We start from the raw sequence: 19,800 nt of genomic DNA, 5'->3' as shown, positions 1-19,800 counted from the left end.
TCCGTTCGGAACTGGGGACGCGTCCTCCACGATCATGAAACGCGAGCGGAATGACCAGCAACGGGATCGTCCTGCTCTCGGGCCCTCCGTGCTCGGGCAAGACCACGGCCGGGGCGGTCCTGGCCGCCGGGCGGTCCTGGCCGGGTCGCGGTCGGATCCACCTGCAGGTCGACACCCTCTTCGACCTCCTGTTTCCGGGATCCGATCGAAATCGTGACGATCGCCTGCGCGCCTACGACGCCGCGCATCTCCTCGCCCGCATGTTCGTGGATCAGGGAGAGACGGTCGTCCTCGAGTGCACCTACGCTCGGCGTGACCAGCGTGCCAGTCTCCGCAAAGCGTTGGCCGGCTCCTCCGCATCGCTCTGGGTCGTCGAGTTCTTCGTGACGCCCGACGAGGCCGTGAGCCGATTCCGGGACCGTCATCAGGCCACGGATCTCGACGAAGCGCTCGTTCGCGAGCGGGCCGATGCGTTCCCGTACTTCGACGAGGCCCTCCGCCTGGAGTCATCCGCCGAGACCCCCGAGGAACACGCCCAGCGCATCATCACGTGGCTGCAACAGGGTCCTCGGCCGGTGGACCAGGAGGCGTGGACCCGGGCTGGAAGATCCTGGAACTGAGGCCGTACTTCCATCGGACCGGCACCGGTCCGGTCCGAGGTCTGCGTCCTGGGTCTGCTCGTCGGTCTGTTCGGCATCGCCCTGCTCGTGCTCGGAACGCAGGCCCACGACCTGTTCCCCGGCGGTCCCGCCCGGTGTGCGAGAGACGCCGGTGTCAACGAGGCCTGCGCGGCGTCCTTCCGCCGGCTCGACGAGGGGTACGGCTACGTCGAGAACCTCCTGGCGGCCTTCTACCTGGTCCCCGTCGTCATCGGCGCGTTCCTCGGCGCGCCGCTGCTCGCGCGTGAGCTGGAGGACGGCACCTGGCAGCTCGCCTGGACGCAGGCCGTGCCGCGGATGCGCTGGCTGGCGGCCAAACTCGTGGCGCTGGCCGGCGTCACCGTCACGCTCACCGGGATGTTCACGGCTGCTCACCTGGTTCCGTCAGCCGTTCGACGCGTGGGAAGGGCGGTTCCAGTACGACGCCTTCGACCTGGAAGGGCTTGTTCCGGTGGCGTACGCGCTGTTCGCGTTCGGCGTCGCCACCGCCGCCGGGGCGATCCTGCGCCGCAGCCTGCCCGCGTTCGGCGTCGCGCTCGGGGCGTTCCTCGCCGCCCGGATGACGGTGGCGCTGTTGGCCCGTCCCGCGTACGCCACCCCGCTCACCACCATGACGCCGGTCCCCGTCGGCGGTTCGAAGGCGGGGCAACGGGCCGCGCCCGGGTTCGCCGACTGGGTGGTCGAGCGCGGCTACGCGGACGCCACCGGGCGCAGGCTGAGCTCGACCGAGTACCACGAGCTGGAGGACGCCGCCAACCAGGCCGGCACCAACCTCAACCAGTTCCTGCACGCGCGGGGCATCCAGCAATTCGGGGTCTACCACCCGGCGGACCGGTTCTGGACGTTCCAGCTCATCGAGGCCGCGCTGTTCGTCGCGGTCGCGGGGGTCCTGATCGGTGTGGTGGTGTGGCGGGTACGGCGTCGCATGATCTAGTGCCTGACCCCTTCACCGGCGACCACCGGTCAGGGGTGCATGTCGGCGCCTTTCAACACCCTGTCCACCGCGTTGCGCGGACCGTAGACCGCCAGCCCGACGAGGTCGAGCTTCTCGGTGGGTACCGCCCGCACGGCGGACCGGTTGTCCCGGTCGTGGGCCGTGCCGAACAACTCGGCCGTGAACACCGACATGGGCAGGTCGCGGCTCAGGGCCCGCTGGTGCGCCAACCGCAACACATCCCGGTCGCCCTGAAAGACCAGGACGGGCTGGCGGAACATGGGCAGGTACTGCGCGCCGTCCGCGTCCTCGTACGGCTCGCCGATCACCTCGGGCACCACCGTGCCCACTCCACTGACCAGGAACGCCGTGATGTTCAGGCGCTGCCAGGGCAGCACGTCGTCGCGGAGTAGCACGGCAATCTTGGTGTCGAAGCGCACGGGCGCTGGTTCAGGCTGCATGGCTCGATCATGTGGCCTGGGCATCTCAGGGGTCTTGTACGAAGTTGACGTGACTCCTCGGCACGGGCAAGGACGGCACCTCCCGGCAGCTACGTCGACGCCGCGGCGAGCCCAGCCGTGCGAGCGAAGACCCCCGGGCTGACGCCGAGGATCCGCTTGAAGTGGCGGGCCAGATGCGGCTGATCGTAGAAGCCGCTGCTCGTGGCGACCCGGTCCAGGGGGTGCCCGTCCAGAATCAGGCGTCGCGCCTCGTCGACCCGCCGGGAGGTCAGGTAGCGGTGCGGCGACATGCCGAACTCGCGGCTGAACGCCCGAACCAGGTACGAGGGGTCGAAGTGCAGCAGCCGACCGGCCTCGTACAGGGAGACCCCGTCGGCAATGTGCTGCTCGATCAGGTCGCGAAGCAGGTAGGCCGCCGTGGGATCGGCGTCCGGCATGACGATCCGCTCCCCCAGGCGGGCGCGCACACTGTCGGTGAGCAGAGTCAGCAGCGTCTCGGCCCGCAATTCGTCCCCGGGTTGCAGAAGAGCGCCGTGCAATGCCGAGATGGCGTCGCGCAGCCAGGGATCGGGGAAGCTGGAGATGCCGACCGATCGACCGGCGAGGTCGGCCGACAGGTGGCTGCTCGCGTCAAGGTAGATCACCCGTTTCCGAAAACCCTCCGGACTGGCCGAGCGACCGTTGTGCGGAACGTGCGGAGGCAGGAGGGTTACCAGCTCACCGAAGGCGTAGCGCTCGTGCCGGTGCAGGTCGTAGCGCACCGCGCCCTCGTCGACGATGAGGAGCGTCCAGGTGTCGTGAGCGTGCATCGGATAGGCATGATCGGTGAAATGGGCGTGTAGCACCTCGGTGACGCCCGACAGTTTCGGCCGCCACGCCTGCACCTCCGTGGCGGGTTGCACGTCCGGTGACACGAGAGCATCCTTCCCGCCCCGGCCGGGAATCTCCACCTTGAACGTCTCATTCCGCCGGTACGGCGATCAGCTCTGTTGGTAGTTCACCGCGGCGAACCCACAGGGCTGGTGCAGGTGCAGGTAGTAGGCGCCCTCGCCGTACTCGTCCAGGTCCGCGCCGCCGACCAGGCCCAGGTAGTCCATCGGTTGACCGCACCCGGGGCAGTCCGCGTGCTCGGCGTCCTGGATCCAGTCGGGCCGCCCGCCCAGCGTCGAGCCGCCCTGGTCCCACGCGCTCGCCTGGTAGGGGGTCGACCTCGCCGGGCCCAGAACCGGCGCCAGCGCCGGCGGGTCCTCCGGTTGAGCATCACCGAGGTAGCTCGGGCGGGTGTTGCCGGTCCACCAGGTGCTGTCGCCGGCCGAGGTGACCTGGCTGTACAGGGTGGCGTAGCAGGCGCAGAACTGGCAGGTCTCGATCACCAGCCGGCCGGACCAGCCGGTGTGCGCCATCGCGTCCCGGACAGCGGGCTCCGCCGTGTCGAGGTCCGCGGCGATCCACCGTGGCGACGCACACCACGGGCAGGTGGGACCGTCCGCACGTCGCGGTGCGTCGCGCATGACCCACTGGTACGCGGTGGTCCCGCAGAGATCCCGGCGGCCGCCGTCCACGTCGACCGTCCAGCCGCCCTCGAGCGCGTAGCTCAGGACGCTGACGTGCAGCTCGTCCGCGCCGGCCGGCGGTCGCGTCGACCAGCGACGCATGGCGCTCTCGGCGAGCGGGTGCGCGGTGTGCGCGAGGATGACGAGCAGATGGTTGAGCCGGTCCGGCGTGCGCCCGCCGTCGATCCGCTCGATGATCCGGCGTACCACGTCGTCGTCCGCCGCCCGGTACACCCTCGCGGGCCACAGCACGTCGGCATCGAGCAGGGCGCCCAGGTACGGGGTCAGGCTCTGCGGGTCGGCGTCGGCGATCACGCACAGCTTCTCGATGGCGTCGTCGTCCTCGGCGGCAGCGCTCCTGATCAATTCTTCGATCACGAGGGCATGCTAGTCAGGGCGCGCCGGAGCGGGACGCGGCCCGGTGTTGATCGGATCATCCACACCTGTTGAACCTCACCCGCCGCCGACGCCTCGGTGGGAGTGCCGGATGAAGTCCAGGCCCATCCGCCCAGCCGTCGTTGCACGTCCGCCACGCCGGGCCGGCCCGCCGTTCGATCTCGGCGGGCCGGTACGGGGTGCGGCGTCAGGGTCCGAAGTTCTCGGGGCCGGCCGGTTCGACGGATGGGCGCTCCTTCGCGCGGTGTGCCCCGGGTTTGCAACCCGCGAAGGGACCCGAAGGGTTGCGGAGCGCGGTCATGGTGGGGCCGAGGTGGTCCCGGTGCCATTCGGAGGGGCCGGTGAGACTGGCCTTTGGGCCGGTCTTGTCCTGCCAGGCCAGCCACAGCCCGTGAAAGTAGGCGACGGCCTCGGTGTGCTCGTGCCAGCGCGGGCACCACGGCGCCCCGGATGTCACCTCCTCGCCGTACACCGGGATCAGGAGCTTCTCCACCCACAGCGACAGCCGTCGCATCTCTTCCAGGTAGGTTGGGCCGTTGAGGTAGAGAATGAAGAACGGCTCGCTCTTCTTCTCGGACGCAGGCGCTTCCCGCGGCGACTGTACGTCGGGAACGTCATCTCGGAGCGACTCGAACTGCCGAGTTTCGCCTGTCACGGATAGTCCTCACAATTCCTCTGCGACAACGCTGAGCGCGACCATCACGAGCCTTGGGCCGCGGCCTTCACCTTCTCCTTACCCTTGCGGCGGTGGAGGCCCGGGTTGTCTTCCCGCCCTCGATCCCGGCCCTCCGCGCTCTGCGACTCCAGGCCGGCGAAACCGTGATGCTGATTGACCCCCGTTTCCTTCTCCTGCTGCGCCCGCGCTCGCTTGTCGAACACGAGTGCCGCGAAGGCACCTCCGGCGGCGATACTGGCGGGAATAGCCGCCAATCGCATCTCGGCCCGATTGAACACGACCTGGTTCGAGTCCCCCGCACCTGGCTGGTAGGCGCGGTACATCTGAGCAGGGATGCCAGCGGTCGCCCCGTACGCGATGGCCTTCGAAAGGCCACTCAACGCCCTGTCCCAGTTTGGCTTCTGACCGTTCTGGTACTTCACGAATTCAGCTTTGGCGTTCCACAGCCCGTGCACCACATCCGGAGCGCTTGTCGCGGCAACAGCGGCGACAACGCCCGCAGGGGCGACCAATGCCCTCGCCAGAGCCTCCCCCGTTAATCCCACGGCGGCCCCGAGCAGGGCGGCCTGTTCCCAGGTCGCCCAATGCCTTCGGCCGGCCGCATCGATCCGCACCACACTTGATTGATCGTGACTGCGGCGGTCTGGGGTTTCCGAAATCTGATACTGATCGGAGGGAGCCAACCCTCTGATGCTCGCATCGGAGTCGGCGTTCTGCAGGGAAGGCTGATAAGACCCGGGCTGCGAAGCCATACCCACCCCCAGGCTCGACCCACCGTCCTGCAGGGAAGGCTGATAAGACCCGGGCTCCGGAGCGGGAACCACACCCACCTTGCCATCACCAGTCGACACGATACTGACCGGCCTTCCCTCGAGGGCGGCGATGAAGCCGGCTTCCAGCCCGCGGTACTCGCTGTGGTTCCGATCGAGATCCAGGCCCGACCGTTCAGCTACCGGCGAAGTTGGCGAGTTTCCCTCTCCCATGAGCCGGTAGTTGTAGTCGATATTCGGGTAGAAGTCATTTACCGTTCGCCCGTCCGTCTGCGAGAACAGCAACTGCTCCCGAGGGACGGGGTCGATCCGGTAGGGCGTGGGCGCGGCGGCGTACTGCGCGTAACCCTGGGAACCGCTGTCCACATACTGCGAACCGCTGTCCACATACTGCGTGTCAACGCTCAGTCGGTCGTACGAGACGACGTCACCCGACCGGTAGCCAGCCAGATTCGGGTCCGATCCAGCCCCCGGCGACTGAGCGTACTGGGCATAATTGTTCGACCCGGCGGCCGTCGGCGAGTTCCGGCCACTGTAAGCGTTGGCGTAGCTGCCGTCCTGGTTGTAGTAGTCCCACTCATTGTAAAGATCCGACATCTGTTCTTCCTCCTACCATCTGTGGAACCGGATACCCGCTCTACGCGGCACACCTGGCCGGGGTTCATGAGGATCTGGGGTTTTTCCGAGGATCGTCAGTCCGACGGCGCCGCGAATGAGCTGGGGAACTGCTTACGGGTGGCCCGCTCGGTGATCGCGGCCACCTCCTGCTTCGCGGCGGCGGAGATGCGGGCGGCGTCGGGCTCCTTGTACCAGGGGCGCAGCCGGATCACCGCCGGGCGGATGCCGGTGGCCAGCAGCAGCGCGGTCCCCTTCGGCAGGGCGCGGATCCTGTCCGGGGGCAGGATGTTCTCCTGCCGGAACGAGGTGGAGCGCGAGGAACCGTCGCGGCTGCGCGAGACACTGAGCGTGCTCACGTCGTGCTGGCCCACCAGCTTGGAGACCTTCTCCACGAAGTCGGCGTCGTCCAGGCCCGCACCGAGCAGCTTGATCGTGGCGGCGCCCCACAACGCGTCCATCCCCGCATCGCCCCAGACCCGCGACCCCTGCCGGTAGCTCTGCAGCAGCGTCACCACGTTGATCCCCCGCGAGCCGAGGTGCGAGTAGAGGTCGGGCAGGTCGGAGATCCGGCAGACGTTGGCCGCCTCGTCGAGCACCGCCGTCATCGGCGGGTCCAACCGCCCGCCCATCCGCTCCGCGGCGACCACGCCGGCCCGCAGCGTGGCGTCCGCGATGCCGGCGATCACCCCGGCCGCCGAGCCGCCGCCGTCCTTGGAGAGCAGGTAGAGCGTGTCCCGACCGAGTACGTGCAGGTCCGGCAGGAACTCCGGCAGATCCGGGTCGTATGACACCCAGGCGAGGATCTCCGGGTCGAGCAGGCAGGCCACGCACTGGCGCGCGGTCTCATAGATGCCGTCCCGGGTCTCCACCGCGCCGCGCACCGTTCCCTGCAACTGCTCGGCCATCGCGCCCATCCCGGCATCGCGGAGCAGGTCGATCGGCGTACGGTCGGCCGGGTCGGCGAGCCAGCCCAACAGGTCGGAGATGGTGGCCCCGCCCCGAGCCGCGGCGAGGAACAGCGCCGTCAGCGTGTTCTGCGCGGCCGCTATCCAGAAGTCCTTCTTGGTCGTGTCGTCGTTGACCGAGGCCACGAAGTGCCCGGCCAGCCGCCGCGCACCCTCGATCGTCACGCAGACGGCGAGCATGTCCCACCACATCTCGCGGGGTGTGTGCGCGATGCCCTGCGGGTCGAAGGTCCAGACCGTGCCGATCCGCTCCCGCTCGGCCCTGGTCACCGAGTACACGTCGGACTTGTTCGAGGTGAGCAGCACCGCGCCCCGGGCCCGGAGCACCCGGGGGATGGCGATTCCGGTCGACTTACCCGCGCGCGGCGCCATCAGGTCCAGTTCTACGTCCTCATAGGAGGAGCGCAGCTCCGGCCCGTTCGGCATCAGGTCGCCCAGGAGGTTGCCCCGCTCGTCCGGCGGCAGCTCCCGCATGCCCGCCAGCGAGGGCCGCAACTCGCGGGCGCGGGCCGCGATCCCCGCGGGGGCGAGCGACGCCAGCTCGTGCGTACCGGCCAGTCCCTTGCCACGGGCCCGCAGCTCCAGGACCTTGCGGACGCCCAGCGCGGCGGACAGGGCGAGCAGCACGAACGACACCACCATGCCGCTGTAGACGGCGAACGGTGAGACCCCCGGCCAGAGCACCTCGATCCGCCCGGAGACCAGCAGGACGTACGAGTCCAGCGTCACCGGTGGCGGGTGCCAACCGTGCAGGGTCACGACAGCGCCGAGGGTGCCGCCGAACCAGGCCACCAGGAAGATCCCCGCGTTGGCGAGCACCATCACGGTGAAGGCCCAGAAGAACAGGTCGGCGCCGTGCGGACGGCCACCGGGTGAGCGGCTCACGACGACCACCCCTCGGCGTCGGACACCAACTCGGGACGGATGGCCAGGTTGCCCAGTTCGGCCTCGGCCTCGAAGGCCACCATCCGGGCCGCCGCGCGCTCGGCGGCCTGCTCCTGCGCGTACCCGTTCTGCACCCAGCGCAGGTTCGTGTCGTGCAGCCGCCGCTCGGTCTCGGTGATCGTGACCCGGATCGGGATGCCCGGACGTCCACCGACCTTGATCAGAAAACGGCCGCGACCGGGGGGTTCCTCGTTCGAGCCGGTGCTCGCCCAGCCGGGCGGGGACGACCACGACGAGACCAGCTCGATCTCCCGCCGGGACATGCCCACCACCCGACCCAGCTCCTGCATCTCGGCCATCGGCAGGCCGGCGCAGGCGACGATCCCGGCCCGCTCCACGAAGCCGCGCGCCTTCGCCCGGTCCGCGTCGGTGCCCAGCGCCTCGGCGTCCTTGAGGGTATGGGTGATCTTCGCGTCGCCGAGGCCCAGCGAGCGGTTGAGCCGGGTCAGGGCATCGATCCGGTCGACGATCCCGGAGGCGGCCCGCAGCGGACGCCACAGCTCGTCGAGGATGGTGAAGAACCAGCGGCGCGGCGCCAACCCCGCGTCGGCCAGGGCGTGCGAGGCGGCCACCGTACCCAGGCCGTCGGACCAGGCCGCGAGCATCGCCGCCGCGGTGAGCTGGGTGTCCGCCTCACCGATCCGGGAGATGTCGATGCACACGGCCGGGGCGTCCGGGTCGATGCGGGTGGAGGTCTCCGAGCCGAAGGTGTCCCCCAGCGCCCCGTCGAGGATGCCCAGCAACGACCGGTGCAGCGGGTCCACCGCGTCCCGGTAGCGGGTGTCCTGCCCCCGATCGAGGGTCACCGCACGGACCCGGTCCGGCCCCTCGTCCAGCACCCGCAGCAGGTCGGGCAGGAGGGGTGCGCGGTTGCTCGGCGTACGGTCCCGCAGGTGACGCAGACAGGCAGAGAGCACTGCCTGCTCGTGGTCGTCCAGCGCCCGGCCCCGCACGATGGTCAGCAGCGCCGCCACCATGTTCAGCACCCGGCCGTGTGTCTCGGCGGCGAGCGCCTTGCCCGCCGGACCGCCGATCCGCTCGGCGGCGATGCCCATCGCCCCCGGGTCCAGCACGTTGATGCCGCCGACCCCGCGTCCGATCGGGATGACCTGGCCACCGAGCGCGCGGACCGTGTCCGCGTAGTCCGGCTTGAGGTCGCCGAGCACCAGCGGAACCACGCCGGTGGCGGCCAGCCCGACCGCCATCCGGTTGATCAGCGTGGACTTTCCCAAGCCCGGCATGCCGAGCATGAACAGCGAGGGGTTCGAGATATAGCGGGCCCGGGTGAACCAGGAGAGCGGATCGCCGCAGACCGTGGCGCCGGTGAAGAGGTGCTGTCCGATCGGTACGCCGGACATCGGCGCACCCGAGCCGGCGGAGAACGGCCACAGGCCGCACGCCTGCACGGTGGTCGCCCGCCACATCGTCGGCGAGTCGAGATAGCCGACCCGGCCTCCACCCCGGCCCGCCCAACCGCGCGTCGACTCCGGCACGGCCGGACGTTTCCTGGGCTTCTGATTCCGGGTCACCGGGGCGCCCTCGGCCAGGTCGCCGGTGACTCCGGTCAGAGCGGTCTGCCCACCCGAGTGGCCGGCCGGCCAGCCGGCGCCGAGGTCGACCGCACGCGTAACGGTCCCGGCAGGGCGCGCTCGGATGTCTGTCACATCGCCTCCTGAAGTTCGTGCGGCAGCAGGGTCTGTTCCCAGGGCAGGATCCCGACGGGGAGCGTGCAACTGAACGCGGCGGCCTGCATACGGTGGGCGGGGCGCATCGCGATCCGGCTGGAACCGGTCATGTTGCGGACCACCACCGCCGCGTCGTCGAGCTGGTCCGGGGTGTCGACGGTGATGGTGAGCATCAACGAGAACTCCACCAGCCCCGCCCCGGTCGCCTCCTCGGCGGCGGCCTGCTCGGCGGCGCGCACCTCGGCGCTGGCGCGGGCCTGCACCATGCCGCGCTTGGATGTCGCCATGAACTGCGCCGTACGTCGGTCCGACTCGACGATCCGGGCGGACGTCGCCGGATCGAGCGGTCGGTAGAGCAGGGCGACCCGCTTGCGGCGGGTTCCGTCGGAGGCGTCCAGCATCGTGCGCAGGACGCTGGCCCGCACCGTGCCCCGGGGCGCGAGCGTCAGCAGCCAGGTCCGGGAGACACCCGAGTCGTGGTGGTACGCGTCGACCGACTCCACCGCCGCGACCGGGCCCGCGTCCTCCCACTCCAGACCGGTGTGGCCGTGCTCGGCCCGTACGTTGAGCACCTCGGCGGCGCAGGCCGGGTCGTAGGCGACCCGGACCATCTCGGCGATCTGCTCGGCGCTCAACGGCTCGGCCACACCGCCGCCCGCGCTGATCAGCCCGGTCAGCAGACTCGGCACCCGGACGGCAAGGTCCGCGACCACGTCCTCGGGGTCGCGTCGTGGCCCACCCGACGCGCCGTAGGTGAGCGTGATGTAGGAGTTCATCTCGGACGAGGCTGACGGATAGTCGCCGACCACCTCCTCCATAACGGCCCGAGCGGCGGCCGGCGCGTCCGGGGCGAGGCGGGGCAGGATCTCGTTCGCCAGCCGGGTTCCCGGGTCCGGGGCGGTCTCGACGATGACCGAGGCGCCCCGCAGGGCCGGCTCGTGGGCGAGCCGGGCCAGCCATTCGCCCCAGAGCGCCACCCAGGTGTCGACCTGGTCCGGGTCGACCAGCGAGCCGCCGTCCGGCTCACACCGCAGCACGATCGTGTAGAGGTTGCGTCCCTTGTGGTGCAGCACTCCGAAGGCGCGGTCGTAGCCGTCGCGGCCCTCCAGCGCGCTCACCCGGGTGAGCAGGCCGGGCGGACGGAACCGACCACCGGGGCGCGCCGACAGCGGGCCCGAGACGTAGAGGTGCTCGCCCCGGGACTTGCGCTGTGACCAACCGATCCGCAGGGATATGAGCTGATACACATTGCGCCCGTCCTGGGTGCGGATCGCCAGGGGCGCCAGCAGGACGACGAAGGGGACGCCGACCACCATCGCCGCCCCGAGCGAAATCATCGACGCGAACAGCACCACGACCAGGCCGCCGAAGACGCCGACCGTACCGACCAGCCCGAGCGGGCCGAGTCCGGCCCGACGCGGTCGCCGCCAGTTGCCGTACGTTGGTTCGACCGCGGCTTCCACCGACATCACCGTGAATCCTTTCGTTCCGGTCTACCTGCCTTGATCAGCGGGGACGCCGCCCGGCGGTGGCCCTTGCGACGCTCGGGCGCCGTCACTGGTTGTGTCCGGCGTTGCCGTCGGCGCCGTCCACGGCGCCCGTCACGATGGCCCTGCCGTGCCGGCCGGCGCGGACCGCCGCGTCGGTGGCGGCCCCGGCGACGGTGCCCGCCGCCCGGACCGCGCTGGCCCCGCTGCTCCCGCTACTGCCCGAAGCGCCCTGGTTGCCCCGCTGGCCCTGGTTACCCCGCTGGCCCTGGTCGCCGTTGGACCCGGGGGCTCCACCGGCCCCCTGGCTACCGGAGGGGCCTCGTCCTCCGCCTCCACCCTGGGAGGATCCTGCCCCGCGCGCGCCGGACGGCCCGCTCTCGCCGCCGTAGGACATCGCGGAGCCGGCGACCTTCTTCGCTCCGGACGCGACTCCGCCCACGACGGACGAGGCGACGGCGCCGGACGGATCGCCGGTGCCGAGGGCCGCCGTGGCCGGCACAATGATCTTCAGTAGGGCGGGCATCGCGATCGCGGACAGCAGCAGCACGCCGACGCCCGCGATCCGCATATGGACGAGGCTGGTCCGATTGCCTTCGGCGATCATCGCGGAGCCGGAGAACATGATCAGACCGACGGCCGGCTTGTAGATGAGCCAGGCGATCAGCCAGCCGAGGTGTTTGCGCCACCACCCGGTGCCCCAGTTCGTCATGGAGGCGGCAGCCGCCATCGGCAGCGTGCCGAGCAGCATGGTCACCACGCCCAGGCGGATGTAGAGCATGAGAACGTGCACGATTGCCGAGAGGAGCAACAGGAAGGCGAGAAACAGCAGGAGAAAGGCCTCCATGGTGGTTCCCAGGCCGATACACGGGACACTCTTGACGAGGTTGAGCGCCGCGCTGGAATAGAGGTGGTCGGAGTAGTCGTCGGAGAGTTTCGCGGCATTGGCGGCGACGTACGTGCCGGCGCCCGCGACCAGGATGACCCGCAGGAAGCCCTGGATCGCGACCCGCCCGGCTTCACCACGCCGGTCGAGCGCCATCTTGGCCGCGGCGAAGAGCACCGATCCGATCGCCAGGTAGGTGACGACCCACTGGACCTGATCACTGATCTGCCCCGGGACGCCGGCGTTGTTCTCGCTGAAGCCGGGACCGAGGGTCGGCACCGACTCGCTCAGCTCGCCGAAGATCTTGATCGCGGCGGCCAGGATGATGTTCGCCACGATCCGCATCAGCGTCCCGATCGGGTCGCCGAGAAAGTCGAAGAAGCCCGTGCCGCCGCTGTCGAGCGCGTCTCCGGGAGCGCAGTCCATGTCGCCCAACCCTCACTTCGTCCACATGGTGAAACCGGCGTTCGCCAGGACCGTCTCCGACGGCGTGCGCACCTCGCCGACCCGGGATGGCTGGATCTTCCAGTCGCCGGCATCCCACCGCAGTTCGACGTCGGTCGAGACGTGTTGCCCAGCCGTGGTCTGGACGAGCAATCGCACCAGCGCGGCCTCCGGCGAATACGTCACGACGCGGTAGCCGACATAGCTGCCGTGCCCTCCGCCCGCGCCGGGCGTGGCGAAGCCGAGGCGTCCCGCCAGGACGTCGCGGCCAGTTCCCGCCATCACCTGGTGCTCCACGGTGGCCCGCCAACCCCGCTCGCCGAGTTGGGTCGGCACCACGTGCGCCGCCAACACCGCCCCCATCGGGGTGTGCGCGAAACACCGCAGAACCTGCCCGTCAACCTCTCTTGGGCCGTCGCTCGCGGAGGTCGGTATCCGTTTCCCGCTCTCCAGAACCTGCCAGGTCAGGTCCTCGGGGGGCAGGCTCGACGTCGGTGCCGCCGGTGTCCCGGAGCCGCACGGTGGCCTGGTCGTCTCGCCACCCGTGGCGAGCCCTACCGACTCCCCGTCCCGGCCCGTCAGGCCGATGGCCGCGGCGAGCAGGGCGGAACCCACGATGAACGCGGCCGACAGGATCCACCCCTGTTGCCGCCAGAACGGCGGATCCTCATCGGAGCGTCGTCTGCCGCTACCGAACATGATGCGTCTCTCCCGTGTCAGCCGGTCGACGTCAGAGGAAGAAGTCCGCGAGTGGACCAGCGGCGGAGACCAGGATGCAGCCGCCGAGCACCATGCCGAGCCGCGACATGTGCTCCGAGCTCTCGCCGCGCTTCATCGAGATGGCCATCATGACCCCGGTGATCAGCACCCCGGCGGTACCGGCGGCGGTACCGGCCCAGGCGATCAGACCGAGCAACTTGTCCACGAGATCCTTCAGTTGACCCGGCGCCCCGGGCTTGGGGTCGAAGACGCCCGCGACCGGCCTGGGGAGTTCCGGCACGCGGACGGAGATGGAGGCGGCGAGGACGTAGGGAAGGTCCATCAGGTTCATGGGGTGCGTCTCCTTGAGGCGTAGGCCACCGATGTGACCGCATAGGTGGGACTCAACTCGTATGAAAAGGTAGAAAACGGCTCAGAGTCCAAGGTCGCCGAACCAGGTCACCAGCGGCCCCGCGCTGGCCCCGAGCAGGCAGGCGAACATGACGATGGTGAAGCCGCGGAAGTGTTCGCTCTCCTCACCCGGGGTGCCTCGATTCAGCTGAAGCATCATCAGGATGCCGACGATCATCAGTCCCGCGACGCTGGTGGCCGTGACCGCCCAGGCGAGCAGGTTGAGCAGGGGCTCCAGCCCGCCGCTTCCCAGCGGGTCGTACTGGGGCAGCGGCGCGAGCGAGGGCATCGGTTCCCGCTGCGGCACCGGCATGCCCCGCGGTGCGACGTTCACCTGGATCACCCCTTGCGCCCGGGTAGCTCACGATCGGCACCGACGACACCGGCCAAGCCGAACAACTCTTTCGGCAGCTGTCTGGGTGGGATCCCCAGACGCCAGGCAGGCATCCACGGCACCCGGTGCACCGGGGCGATCGACCGCAGCACCCGGATCCGGCGCGCGAGCGGAAGGGGCAGCCGACCGGGCGCGTCCGCCACCAACACCAGACCGATCAGCCGCATGGCGGCCGGATGCCGGCCCTCGCGCAACGCGTTCAGCGCCCGTCCGGCGGCACCCATCCCCTCGGCGTTGGTCCGTGCCACCAGCATCACCTTCGCCGGCTCCCCGAGCGCGGCGTCCGGCCAGCGGCAGCCGAGGTCGATCCCGCCGAGCATCCGGGTGAGCGTGGTGGTCCCGGCGCCGCCGTGCGCCGCTATCCACCCGATCCCCTGCTCGGAAAGGGCCCACTGCGGGGTCACGACGTCGCCGTAGGCCCCCGCGTGACCGGCCGCTCCCAGCGGCACCCGCCGTGCCGCGTCGACCGCTGATGGAACGCCCATCCGAATCACCACCCTCTTCCTGTCCGCACCGCTCTCGACGTCCGATGCCATCGGTCCGGTTGGTATTCGGGCCGCCGCCGTTGAACCAGGCGCTGCTTGGTCCCGTTGGACCGGCGACCCCGGACCGGATGACGGACGCCTCTACGGCGGACCTCAGCCCCCGGTTCAAGGCGGGTTCGACATTTTTCGTGCACGACAACCCCGAGGGAGAGGGACATGAGCGGTTCGAGCGCGAAGGACGGTGGCTCGCAGAAGAGCACGGCCGTCCTGGTCGGCGCGGCGATCGCGACAGCCACGACCTGTCTGATGGGCGGCCCGGTCGTCGTTGTCGTCGTCGCCGGGGCGGTGCTCATCATCGGCGGGCTCGGCGTCCTGCTGTTCCCACTGATCGTGCTGATCATCCTGTTCACCGGCCCCGGCGGCAGCGACAGCGGCGACGCCTGGGACCGGGCCGACGAGTCGCTGGCCGCGTTCCAGGGCGACGGCAAGGGAACGCTGGACCGGACGCAGGTGCCGGTGTCCCTGGCCGACACGATCGAGGACGCGGGTGCCATCTGCACCTCGATCGGCCCGATCGTGATCGCGGCGCAGATCGAGGTCGAATCGCGCTGGGATGGCGCCAAGGTCGGCGCGGACGGTGAGGTGGGCATCTCCCAACTGCCACCCGCCGTCTTCACCCGGTACGGCAAGGACACCGACAAGAACGACAAGACGTCCGCCCTCGACCAGAAGGACTCGATCATGGCGCAGGGCCGGTACCTCTGCGCCCTGGCCGACGAGGCGCAGAGCCTCATCGACAGCAAGCAGGCGATCGGCAGCGCGCTCGACCTGGCCCTTGTCGCGTACGACCAGGGCATGGACGCCGTGCGGGAGGCAGGTGGGATCCCCGCGACGGCCCAGGCCCAGGGTTACCTGGCAAAGGTGCGGGCCCGTTTCGGCCAGTACCAGGGCCTCGGTGGCCCACCGCCGTCCTTCCCGTCCGCCAGCCCGACCTGAGTCACCACGCGATCCGGACGCGCGCTCACAGCCCCGCTGAAGTGGCCCGTCGTTGCTGGCGCGGCAGGTGTGCCGGGCTATTCGGCTCTGCCCGGCCGGAATCGTGGTCCGGTCCGCCGGCTCGATCGGCCCGCAACGACGGCATGGCCGCGATGTCGGCCAGCGGCGGGCCGGGCCGGGCGGATGGGATCGGGTACTCCCGACGTTCGATCCTGAGCTGCGGGAGGTGCCGGGACACGCCGTCGAGGTTCCCGCTCGACGAGAGTCGCCGTAGGACCGGGCTCTGGTCGAGCAGCTCACCGAGACGGTTGCTCGTACGCCGATAGAGATCGCTGCGGGGGTCGATGCTGCTCAGGTCCGGCAGATTCCGCAGATCGGTCGGGAGCCCGTCAGAGCGGTCCGATCTCGCGTCCAGTTCCTTCAGCCAACGCCTCACCTTCCGGGCGGTACGCACGAGAAGGTTGAGGAATTCGTCGTGCCATTGAACGTGCGCCGCCGACCCGACGGGCGGGGCTGTCGGCACTGTGGACGGAACGCCCGCCGCCACACCCTGCGCCGGGGTCTCCGATGGAAGGCGCCCCATGCGCTCCTTGACGATCCCGATCGCCTCAACCACGTCGTCGGACGGCGGCTGGCCAGCAGCCTCGCGCCTGGCCCAGAGCTTGTGCAGCTCATTGCCGAGGGTCACGAGCGCCAGAGCTTCCACCTCGACCTCGATCGGGTCGCGCGGCCGGTCATGGTGCTGACCGGCTCGCGAGCCACGCGGATCGGGTGCGTTTACCTCGGGCATGGCGGTACCTCCGGAGAGCTTCGGGTTCTGTTGTCCGGAGCTCTACGGCTCACCCCTGGCGCGGGTTCACCTCGTTCAGCGGGGAGAGCCGGCGCCGCGAGTGATCGGAGCGGTGACGACGCCGACGCCGTCGCTGGTCCCGACGGTGATGAACGCCAGCTCGTCGATCGGCAACGCGGTCTCGCCGGTCACCTTCTGCGGGCCGTTCGACGCCAACCAGTCCCGTACCGTGTGGGTGACCCCGTCGCGGGTCACCGCGTAGAGCCGATAGCGCAGGCCCGGTCGCAGGCCCGTGACGGTGATCCGGATCGTGGAGTGGTCGCTGTCGTCGGCGGTGACCAGGACGGAGAGGCTCGCGCCGTAGGCGGGCGCTTCACCCGAGGCGGTCAGCGTCGGCTCGGGGTCGCCCCGCCCGTTGACCACGACGACCCCACCGGCCAGGGCCAGGGCCAGAACCGCGGCGGCCGCACCGCCCCAGATCCGGATGCGACGACGACGTGCGCCGCCGCGATCGTTGGTCGGGCCGCGATCCGGGCGGGCACCCGCCGGCCGATCCCCGCCGGGCCGCGCGCCGGTGGGTCGAGCCGACCCGGCCGGGTCACCGCCCGATCGCGCGGCGGGGTTCGGCGGCGGGTCCGCCGCCACCGGCAGCTCCCAGTCGACGTCCGCCAGACCGGCCAGGCCGCTGGTCGAGGCCCCGACCTCAGTCGCCTCGTTCAGGCAGCGCCAACACCCAGCCAGATGCTCCTCGAACGCGACACGGTCGGCCTCGTCGAGGGCGCCGAGCAGGTAGAGCGCCAGCCTCGACTGCTCGTCGGTGGCATGCTCACCGCCTGGACCCATCCCGCTTCTCCTCAACGCGTCGACACCGCACCAGGTGGTGGCATCCCGGGACCGCTTGCGTGCTGGTCGACAGGCCAGGCTCGGAACGGCCGGGCCGGGATCACGACGACTCCGTCGAGCCGATCGCCGCGTGCAGCGCGCGAACCGCATAGTACGTCCGGGATTTTACCGTACCCTCGGGTATCCCGAGGCGCTCCGCCGCCTCGGCGATGGAAGCCCCCTTGTAGTACATCTCGATCAGCACCTGCCGATGCTCCGGACTGATCTGCTTCAGGGCCACCTGCACGGTGTGGTTGCTCACCACGCGATCCATCACGTCCTCGGCCGAGGAGACCCGGTTGAGGTCCGGCAGGTTGATCTCCTGCGGACGTGACTGCCGCGACCGGATCGCGTCGATGGCCACGTGCCGGGCGACCGTGTACAACCACGGGGCGATCCTCTGCGGGTCGGTGGCGAGCATGTCCAGGTTCCGCCAGGTACGCAGAAACGTCTCCTGCACCAGATCCTCGGCCAGTTCCCGCTGGCCGAGGACGAGCCGGGTGAGGAACCGCAACAGCGGGACCCGGTGCTCCTCGAAGATCTGCCGCATCAGGGCTTCGGCGGCGGAAGGGCCACTGGCGGCGGAGTCCCCAGCCCACGGACCGAGCGCTTCGTTGTGCACCGCCGACACAGACCGCCTCCCCTGACGCACGGGTAGGACCCGCACGACCACACCGGCGCCTCGCCCGCTTTCGACCGGACGCTCTCCGGGGAGGATAGCCGTACCCGCCAGTCGGCGTGTTTCGGCTACGAGACGATTGAGAGCGACCGGCCGCCGGTGGGGATCCACAGAGGATTGTCCGTGTCACCGTCCGAAGCGCAACCACCTGATGTTCAGGTACTCCTGGGGCTGCCCGCTGGCGAAGGTGAGGAACACGTCGTGCCGGCCGGTGACCGCCGCCATGTTCCCCGGGATGGTCAACCACCGCTGCCAACCACCGGTGCTGGCCACCGCGATGGTTCCGATCGGCGGACTCGTCTCGCTGTCCAGGCGTACCTGGATCAGCCCGGAGAGCCCCAGGTCGGCGCCAGAGGCGACCCGGACGACGAACTGCGTCATCGGCCGGTCGCCGAACTCGACCCCGTGGTAGGCGACCCAGTCACCGTTGGCGATGGAACAGAGGTTCTCGCCGCCCTCGCCGCAGGGCTCTCGGCGTACACCCTGCTCGCGGTCGAAACCGGACGCGGCGATCTCCTGATCGGCGACGCGGACCTGACCACCGGCGGTCCCGGCCGCGACGGCCACTCCCGCCGCGGCCGTCGGGGCCGGGGCCGGCACCGCTGCGGGCGGGGGCTGCGCGATCGGGTACGACGCCTCGCCGCCGGCGAACGGGGTGAGGGTGACGGTCACCTCCCGGGGCGTCGAATCCTGGATGTACGAGGCGTCCCCGACGATGTCGTCGTACGGGAAGCCGTACACCCGACCGTTCGCGGAGTGGTTGTGCAGGATCCGGGAGTAGTGGTTGGTCACCGAGTGCTGGTAGAAGGCCGCTCGGTCGTCGACGGGTTGGAACGGCCGGTCCAGCACCGACCGGTTGAACCCGGCGGCCAGCGCCGCGGCCACCTTTCCGCTCGCGTCATTGGGCCTGCTGAACGTGCCGTTGCACATGAGCACGTCCATCGTGGTCGGCCGGTCGAAGGCGCCGATCCCGCCGTCGAAGTGCATCCTCCCGTCGTCGCCCACCCGACCGGTGAAGGCGCCGAACTCGTTGGAGACACGCAGGTCGGTGCCACGGTACCGATCCCACACCTCGGCGATGTAGCCGTCGAAGTAGGTGGGCGAGAAGCGACCCGCGACGATGCCGTGACCCGGCGCGATGACGCGAAGCCCGTCTCCGATGATCAGCCGCTCATACCCGGGTTGCCGTGCCACCTCCGCGAAGATCGCGTCTCGGCCGCCGTCGGTGAGCTTCCCGGCGGTGTGTTCTCCCGCGCCGACCAGCCGCGTCGCGATCGGGATGCTGAACATGTCGACCATCGTGGTGTTGCAGTGCATGCCGTTCGGGTTGTAGGTGAACTCCCAGAAATCCCAGAGCACCCCGAAGTTCGGATCGCTCTCGACGGACCCCGCCGGCTCCTGCAACATCGGCCTTCCGCCGCCGTCGACCACCTTGAATCGCAGCCGCCCGTCGATCGAAAAGTAGATCCGTCCACCGTCGAGCATCGGCAGGACGAACGGAGTGGCGCCCTCCTCGGCGAGGGGGACGGCGATGTCCAGGAACCCGTCCGTGCCGTTGTCCGCGAACGAGGCGGGGGTGAACCTTCCCGGGCTCCTGACGTAGCCCATCTCCCTGGTGACGGGGTCGTACCCGGTGATGTACATGTGGATCGAGGAGTTCGCGTAGCGACCGGTACTGTTGACCACGGTCAGCGGCAGTCCACCTTCGGCCCTGGCTCGCGCCAGTAACGGTGTCGCCACCAGCGGCACACCCACCACCGCCGCACCGGCGACCCCCAGTCCGAGCATCTTTCGTCTGGTCAGCAACGGACACACCTCCATCGATCGGCATGCTGGACGGTGGGGCGCAGCGAGGCGCGAACCGTCGAAGACAGCCACGTCCACGGTCCCGACCCCCCTCCGGTTCAATCGCCGAGGAGACAAAATTTGATGGATTCGTGGTCGTGCGGTGAACATATGCGGCAGCTGATCCGTCACGACAGTGA

The 19,800-nt window shown here is 69.9% G+C and carries 20 protein-coding genes; 3 read left to right on the top strand and 17 right to left on the bottom strand.

Annotation, left to right across the window (positions count from 1 at the left end):
- The first annotated feature begins 50 nt into the window (after positions 1-50).
- Positions 51-620: an AAA family ATPase gene (locus ACQP03_RS13760; protein ID WP_357172077.1), complete on the top strand. Its 570-nt coding sequence runs from the start codon at positions 51-53 to the stop codon at positions 618-620.
- A 490-nt stretch (positions 621-1,110) separates the two neighbouring features.
- On the top strand, positions 1,111-1,593 hold the full coding sequence (locus ACQP03_RS13755; protein ID WP_357121032.1) for a hypothetical protein: 483 nt from the start codon (positions 1,111-1,113) through the stop codon (positions 1,591-1,593).
- 29 nt (positions 1,594-1,622) lie between these two features.
- Here the strand turns inward: ACQP03_RS13755 and ACQP03_RS13750 are convergent, their stop codons facing one another.
- The 13 genes from ACQP03_RS13750 to ACQP03_RS13690 form a co-directional block, all read right to left on the bottom strand.
- Entirely contained in the window at positions 1,623-2,054 is a 432-nt protein-coding gene (locus tag ACQP03_RS13750) for a DUF2000 domain-containing protein (RefSeq protein WP_357121029.1), read from the bottom strand.
- Between the two features lie 89 nt (positions 2,055-2,143).
- Positions 2,144-2,998, bottom strand: coding sequence for a helix-turn-helix domain-containing protein (locus ACQP03_RS13745; RefSeq protein WP_433461159.1), 855 nt, complete (start codon positions 2,996-2,998; stop codon positions 2,144-2,146).
- Between the two features lie 36 nt (positions 2,999-3,034).
- Entirely contained in the window at positions 3,035-3,985 is a 951-nt protein-coding gene (locus ACQP03_RS13740; RefSeq protein WP_357121023.1) for a hypothetical protein, read from the bottom strand.
- A 205-nt stretch (positions 3,986-4,190) separates the two neighbouring features.
- A complete protein-coding gene (locus ACQP03_RS13735; protein ID WP_433460942.1) occupies positions 4,191-4,658 on the bottom strand; it encodes a DUF4913 domain-containing protein in 468 nt (155 codons plus the stop codon).
- Between the two features lie 44 nt (positions 4,659-4,702).
- Positions 4,703-6,046 (bottom strand): hypothetical protein, encoded by a 1,344-nt coding sequence (locus tag ACQP03_RS13730; RefSeq protein ID WP_357172073.1) that lies wholly within the window; start codon positions 6,044-6,046, stop codon positions 4,703-4,705.
- Positions 6,047-6,141: 95 nt separating this feature from the next.
- On the bottom strand, positions 6,142-7,917 hold the full coding sequence (locus ACQP03_RS13725; protein ID WP_357172072.1) for a type IV secretory system conjugative DNA transfer family protein: 1,776 nt from the start codon (positions 7,915-7,917) through the stop codon (positions 6,142-6,144).
- Positions 7,914-9,641 (bottom strand): ATP/GTP-binding protein, encoded by a 1,728-nt coding sequence (locus ACQP03_RS13720; RefSeq protein WP_433460941.1) that lies wholly within the window; start codon positions 9,639-9,641, stop codon positions 7,914-7,916. Before ACQP03_RS13720 ends, ACQP03_RS13725 begins: the two co-directional genes overlap by 4 nt.
- A complete protein-coding gene (locus tag ACQP03_RS13715) occupies positions 9,638-11,131 on the bottom strand; it encodes an SCO6880 family protein (protein WP_357121009.1) in 1,494 nt (497 codons plus the stop codon). The genes ACQP03_RS13720 and ACQP03_RS13715 overlap by 4 nt, the downstream gene beginning before the upstream one ends.
- 85 nt (positions 11,132-11,216) lie before the next feature.
- The gene (locus tag ACQP03_RS13710; protein WP_357121006.1) at positions 11,217-12,461 is read right to left on the bottom strand and encodes a hypothetical protein; all 1,245 of its coding nucleotides are present in this window, start codon (positions 12,459-12,461) and stop codon (positions 11,217-11,219) included.
- Between the two features lie 12 nt (positions 12,462-12,473).
- On the bottom strand, positions 12,474-13,178 hold the full coding sequence (locus ACQP03_RS13705) for a hypothetical protein (protein ID WP_357121003.1): 705 nt from the start codon (positions 13,176-13,178) through the stop codon (positions 12,474-12,476).
- A gap of 31 nt (positions 13,179-13,209) precedes the next feature.
- The gene (locus ACQP03_RS13700) at positions 13,210-13,530 is read right to left on the bottom strand and encodes a hypothetical protein (protein WP_357121000.1); all 321 of its coding nucleotides are present in this window, start codon (positions 13,528-13,530) and stop codon (positions 13,210-13,212) included.
- An 81-nt stretch (positions 13,531-13,611) separates the two neighbouring features.
- Positions 13,612-13,923, bottom strand: a complete 312-nt coding sequence (locus ACQP03_RS13695) for a hypothetical protein (RefSeq protein WP_357120997.1) — start codon at positions 13,921-13,923, stop codon at positions 13,612-13,614.
- 5 nt (positions 13,924-13,928) lie between these two features.
- A complete protein-coding gene (locus ACQP03_RS13690) occupies positions 13,929-14,468 on the bottom strand; it encodes a DUF6668 family protein (protein ID WP_357120994.1) in 540 nt (179 codons plus the stop codon).
- Positions 14,469-14,684: 216 nt separating this feature from the next.
- Here ACQP03_RS13690 and ACQP03_RS13685 point away from each other — a divergent pair, with 216 nt between their 5' ends.
- Positions 14,685-15,464, top strand: a complete 780-nt coding sequence (locus ACQP03_RS13685) for a lytic transglycosylase domain-containing protein (RefSeq protein WP_357120991.1) — start codon at positions 14,685-14,687, stop codon at positions 15,462-15,464.
- Positions 15,465-15,489: 25 nt separating this feature from the next.
- Here the strand turns inward: ACQP03_RS13685 and ACQP03_RS13680 are convergent, their stop codons facing one another.
- The 4 genes from ACQP03_RS13680 to ACQP03_RS13665 all read right to left on the bottom strand — a co-directional run bounded on the left by ACQP03_RS13680 (position 15,490) and on the right by ACQP03_RS13665 (position 19,621).
- Positions 15,490-16,254, bottom strand: a complete 765-nt coding sequence (locus ACQP03_RS13680) for a hypothetical protein (RefSeq protein WP_357120988.1) — start codon at positions 16,252-16,254, stop codon at positions 15,490-15,492.
- A gap of 75 nt (positions 16,255-16,329) precedes the next feature.
- On the bottom strand, positions 16,330-17,097 hold the full coding sequence (locus ACQP03_RS13675; RefSeq protein ID WP_357120985.1) for a zf-HC2 domain-containing protein: 768 nt from the start codon (positions 17,095-17,097) through the stop codon (positions 16,330-16,332).
- A 100-nt stretch (positions 17,098-17,197) separates the two neighbouring features.
- Positions 17,198-17,767 carry a sigma-70 family RNA polymerase sigma factor gene (locus ACQP03_RS13670; RefSeq protein WP_363659841.1) on the bottom strand — a complete coding sequence of 190 codons (570 nt, stop codon included), beginning with the start codon at positions 17,765-17,767 and terminating at the stop codon, positions 17,198-17,200.
- Positions 17,768-17,941: 174 nt separating this feature from the next.
- Positions 17,942-19,621, bottom strand: a complete 1,680-nt coding sequence (locus ACQP03_RS13665) for a beta-1,3-glucanase family protein (protein ID WP_396832772.1) — start codon at positions 19,619-19,621, stop codon at positions 17,942-17,944.
- Positions 19,622-19,800 lie beyond the last annotated feature (179 nt).

Source organism: Micromonospora sp. CA-248212 (genome assembly GCF_050948405.1).
Classification (GTDB): domain Bacteria; phylum Actinomycetota; class Actinomycetes; order Mycobacteriales; family Micromonosporaceae; genus Micromonospora.
The sequence above is the reverse complement of the archived record's forward strand: the minus strand, read 5'-3'. Positions and strand labels throughout refer to the sequence as shown.

What these genes read in the sequence shown, in the direction of transcription:
- ACQP03_RS13685 (WP_357120991.1), top strand. Translation starts at nt 14,685, where the DNA reads ATGAGCGGTTCGAGCGCGAAGGACGGTGGCTCGCAGAAGAGCACGGCC.
- ACQP03_RS13705 (WP_357121003.1), bottom strand. Translation starts at nt 13,178, where the DNA reads ATGTTCGGTAGCGGCAGACGACGCTCCGATGAGGATCCGCCGTTCTGG.
- ACQP03_RS13715 (WP_357121009.1), bottom strand. Translation starts at nt 11,131, where the DNA reads ATGTCGGTGGAAGCCGCGGTCGAACCAACGTACGGCAACTGGCGGCGA.
- ACQP03_RS13750 (WP_357121029.1), bottom strand. Translation starts at nt 2,054, where the DNA reads ATGCAGCCTGAACCAGCGCCCGTGCGCTTCGACACCAAGATTGCCGTG.
- ACQP03_RS13760 (WP_357172077.1), top strand. Translation starts at nt 51, where the DNA reads ATGACCAGCAACGGGATCGTCCTGCTCTCGGGCCCTCCGTGCTCGGGC.
- ACQP03_RS13690 (WP_357120994.1), bottom strand. Translation starts at nt 14,468, where the DNA reads ATGGGCGTTCCATCAGCGGTCGACGCGGCACGGCGGGTGCCGCTGGGA.
- ACQP03_RS13675 (WP_357120985.1), bottom strand. Translation starts at nt 17,097, where the DNA reads ATGGGTCCAGGCGGTGAGCATGCCACCGACGAGCAGTCGAGGCTGGCG.
- ACQP03_RS13680 (WP_357120988.1), bottom strand. Translation starts at nt 16,254, where the DNA reads ATGCCCGAGGTAAACGCACCCGATCCGCGTGGCTCGCGAGCCGGTCAG.
- ACQP03_RS13700 (WP_357121000.1), bottom strand. Translation starts at nt 13,530, where the DNA reads ATGAACCTGATGGACCTTCCCTACGTCCTCGCCGCCTCCATCTCCGTC.
- ACQP03_RS13730 (WP_357172073.1), bottom strand. Translation starts at nt 6,046, where the DNA reads ATGTCGGATCTTTACAATGAGTGGGACTACTACAACCAGGACGGCAGC.
- ACQP03_RS13710 (WP_357121006.1), bottom strand. Translation starts at nt 12,461, where the DNA reads ATGGACTGCGCTCCCGGAGACGCGCTCGACAGCGGCGGCACGGGCTTC.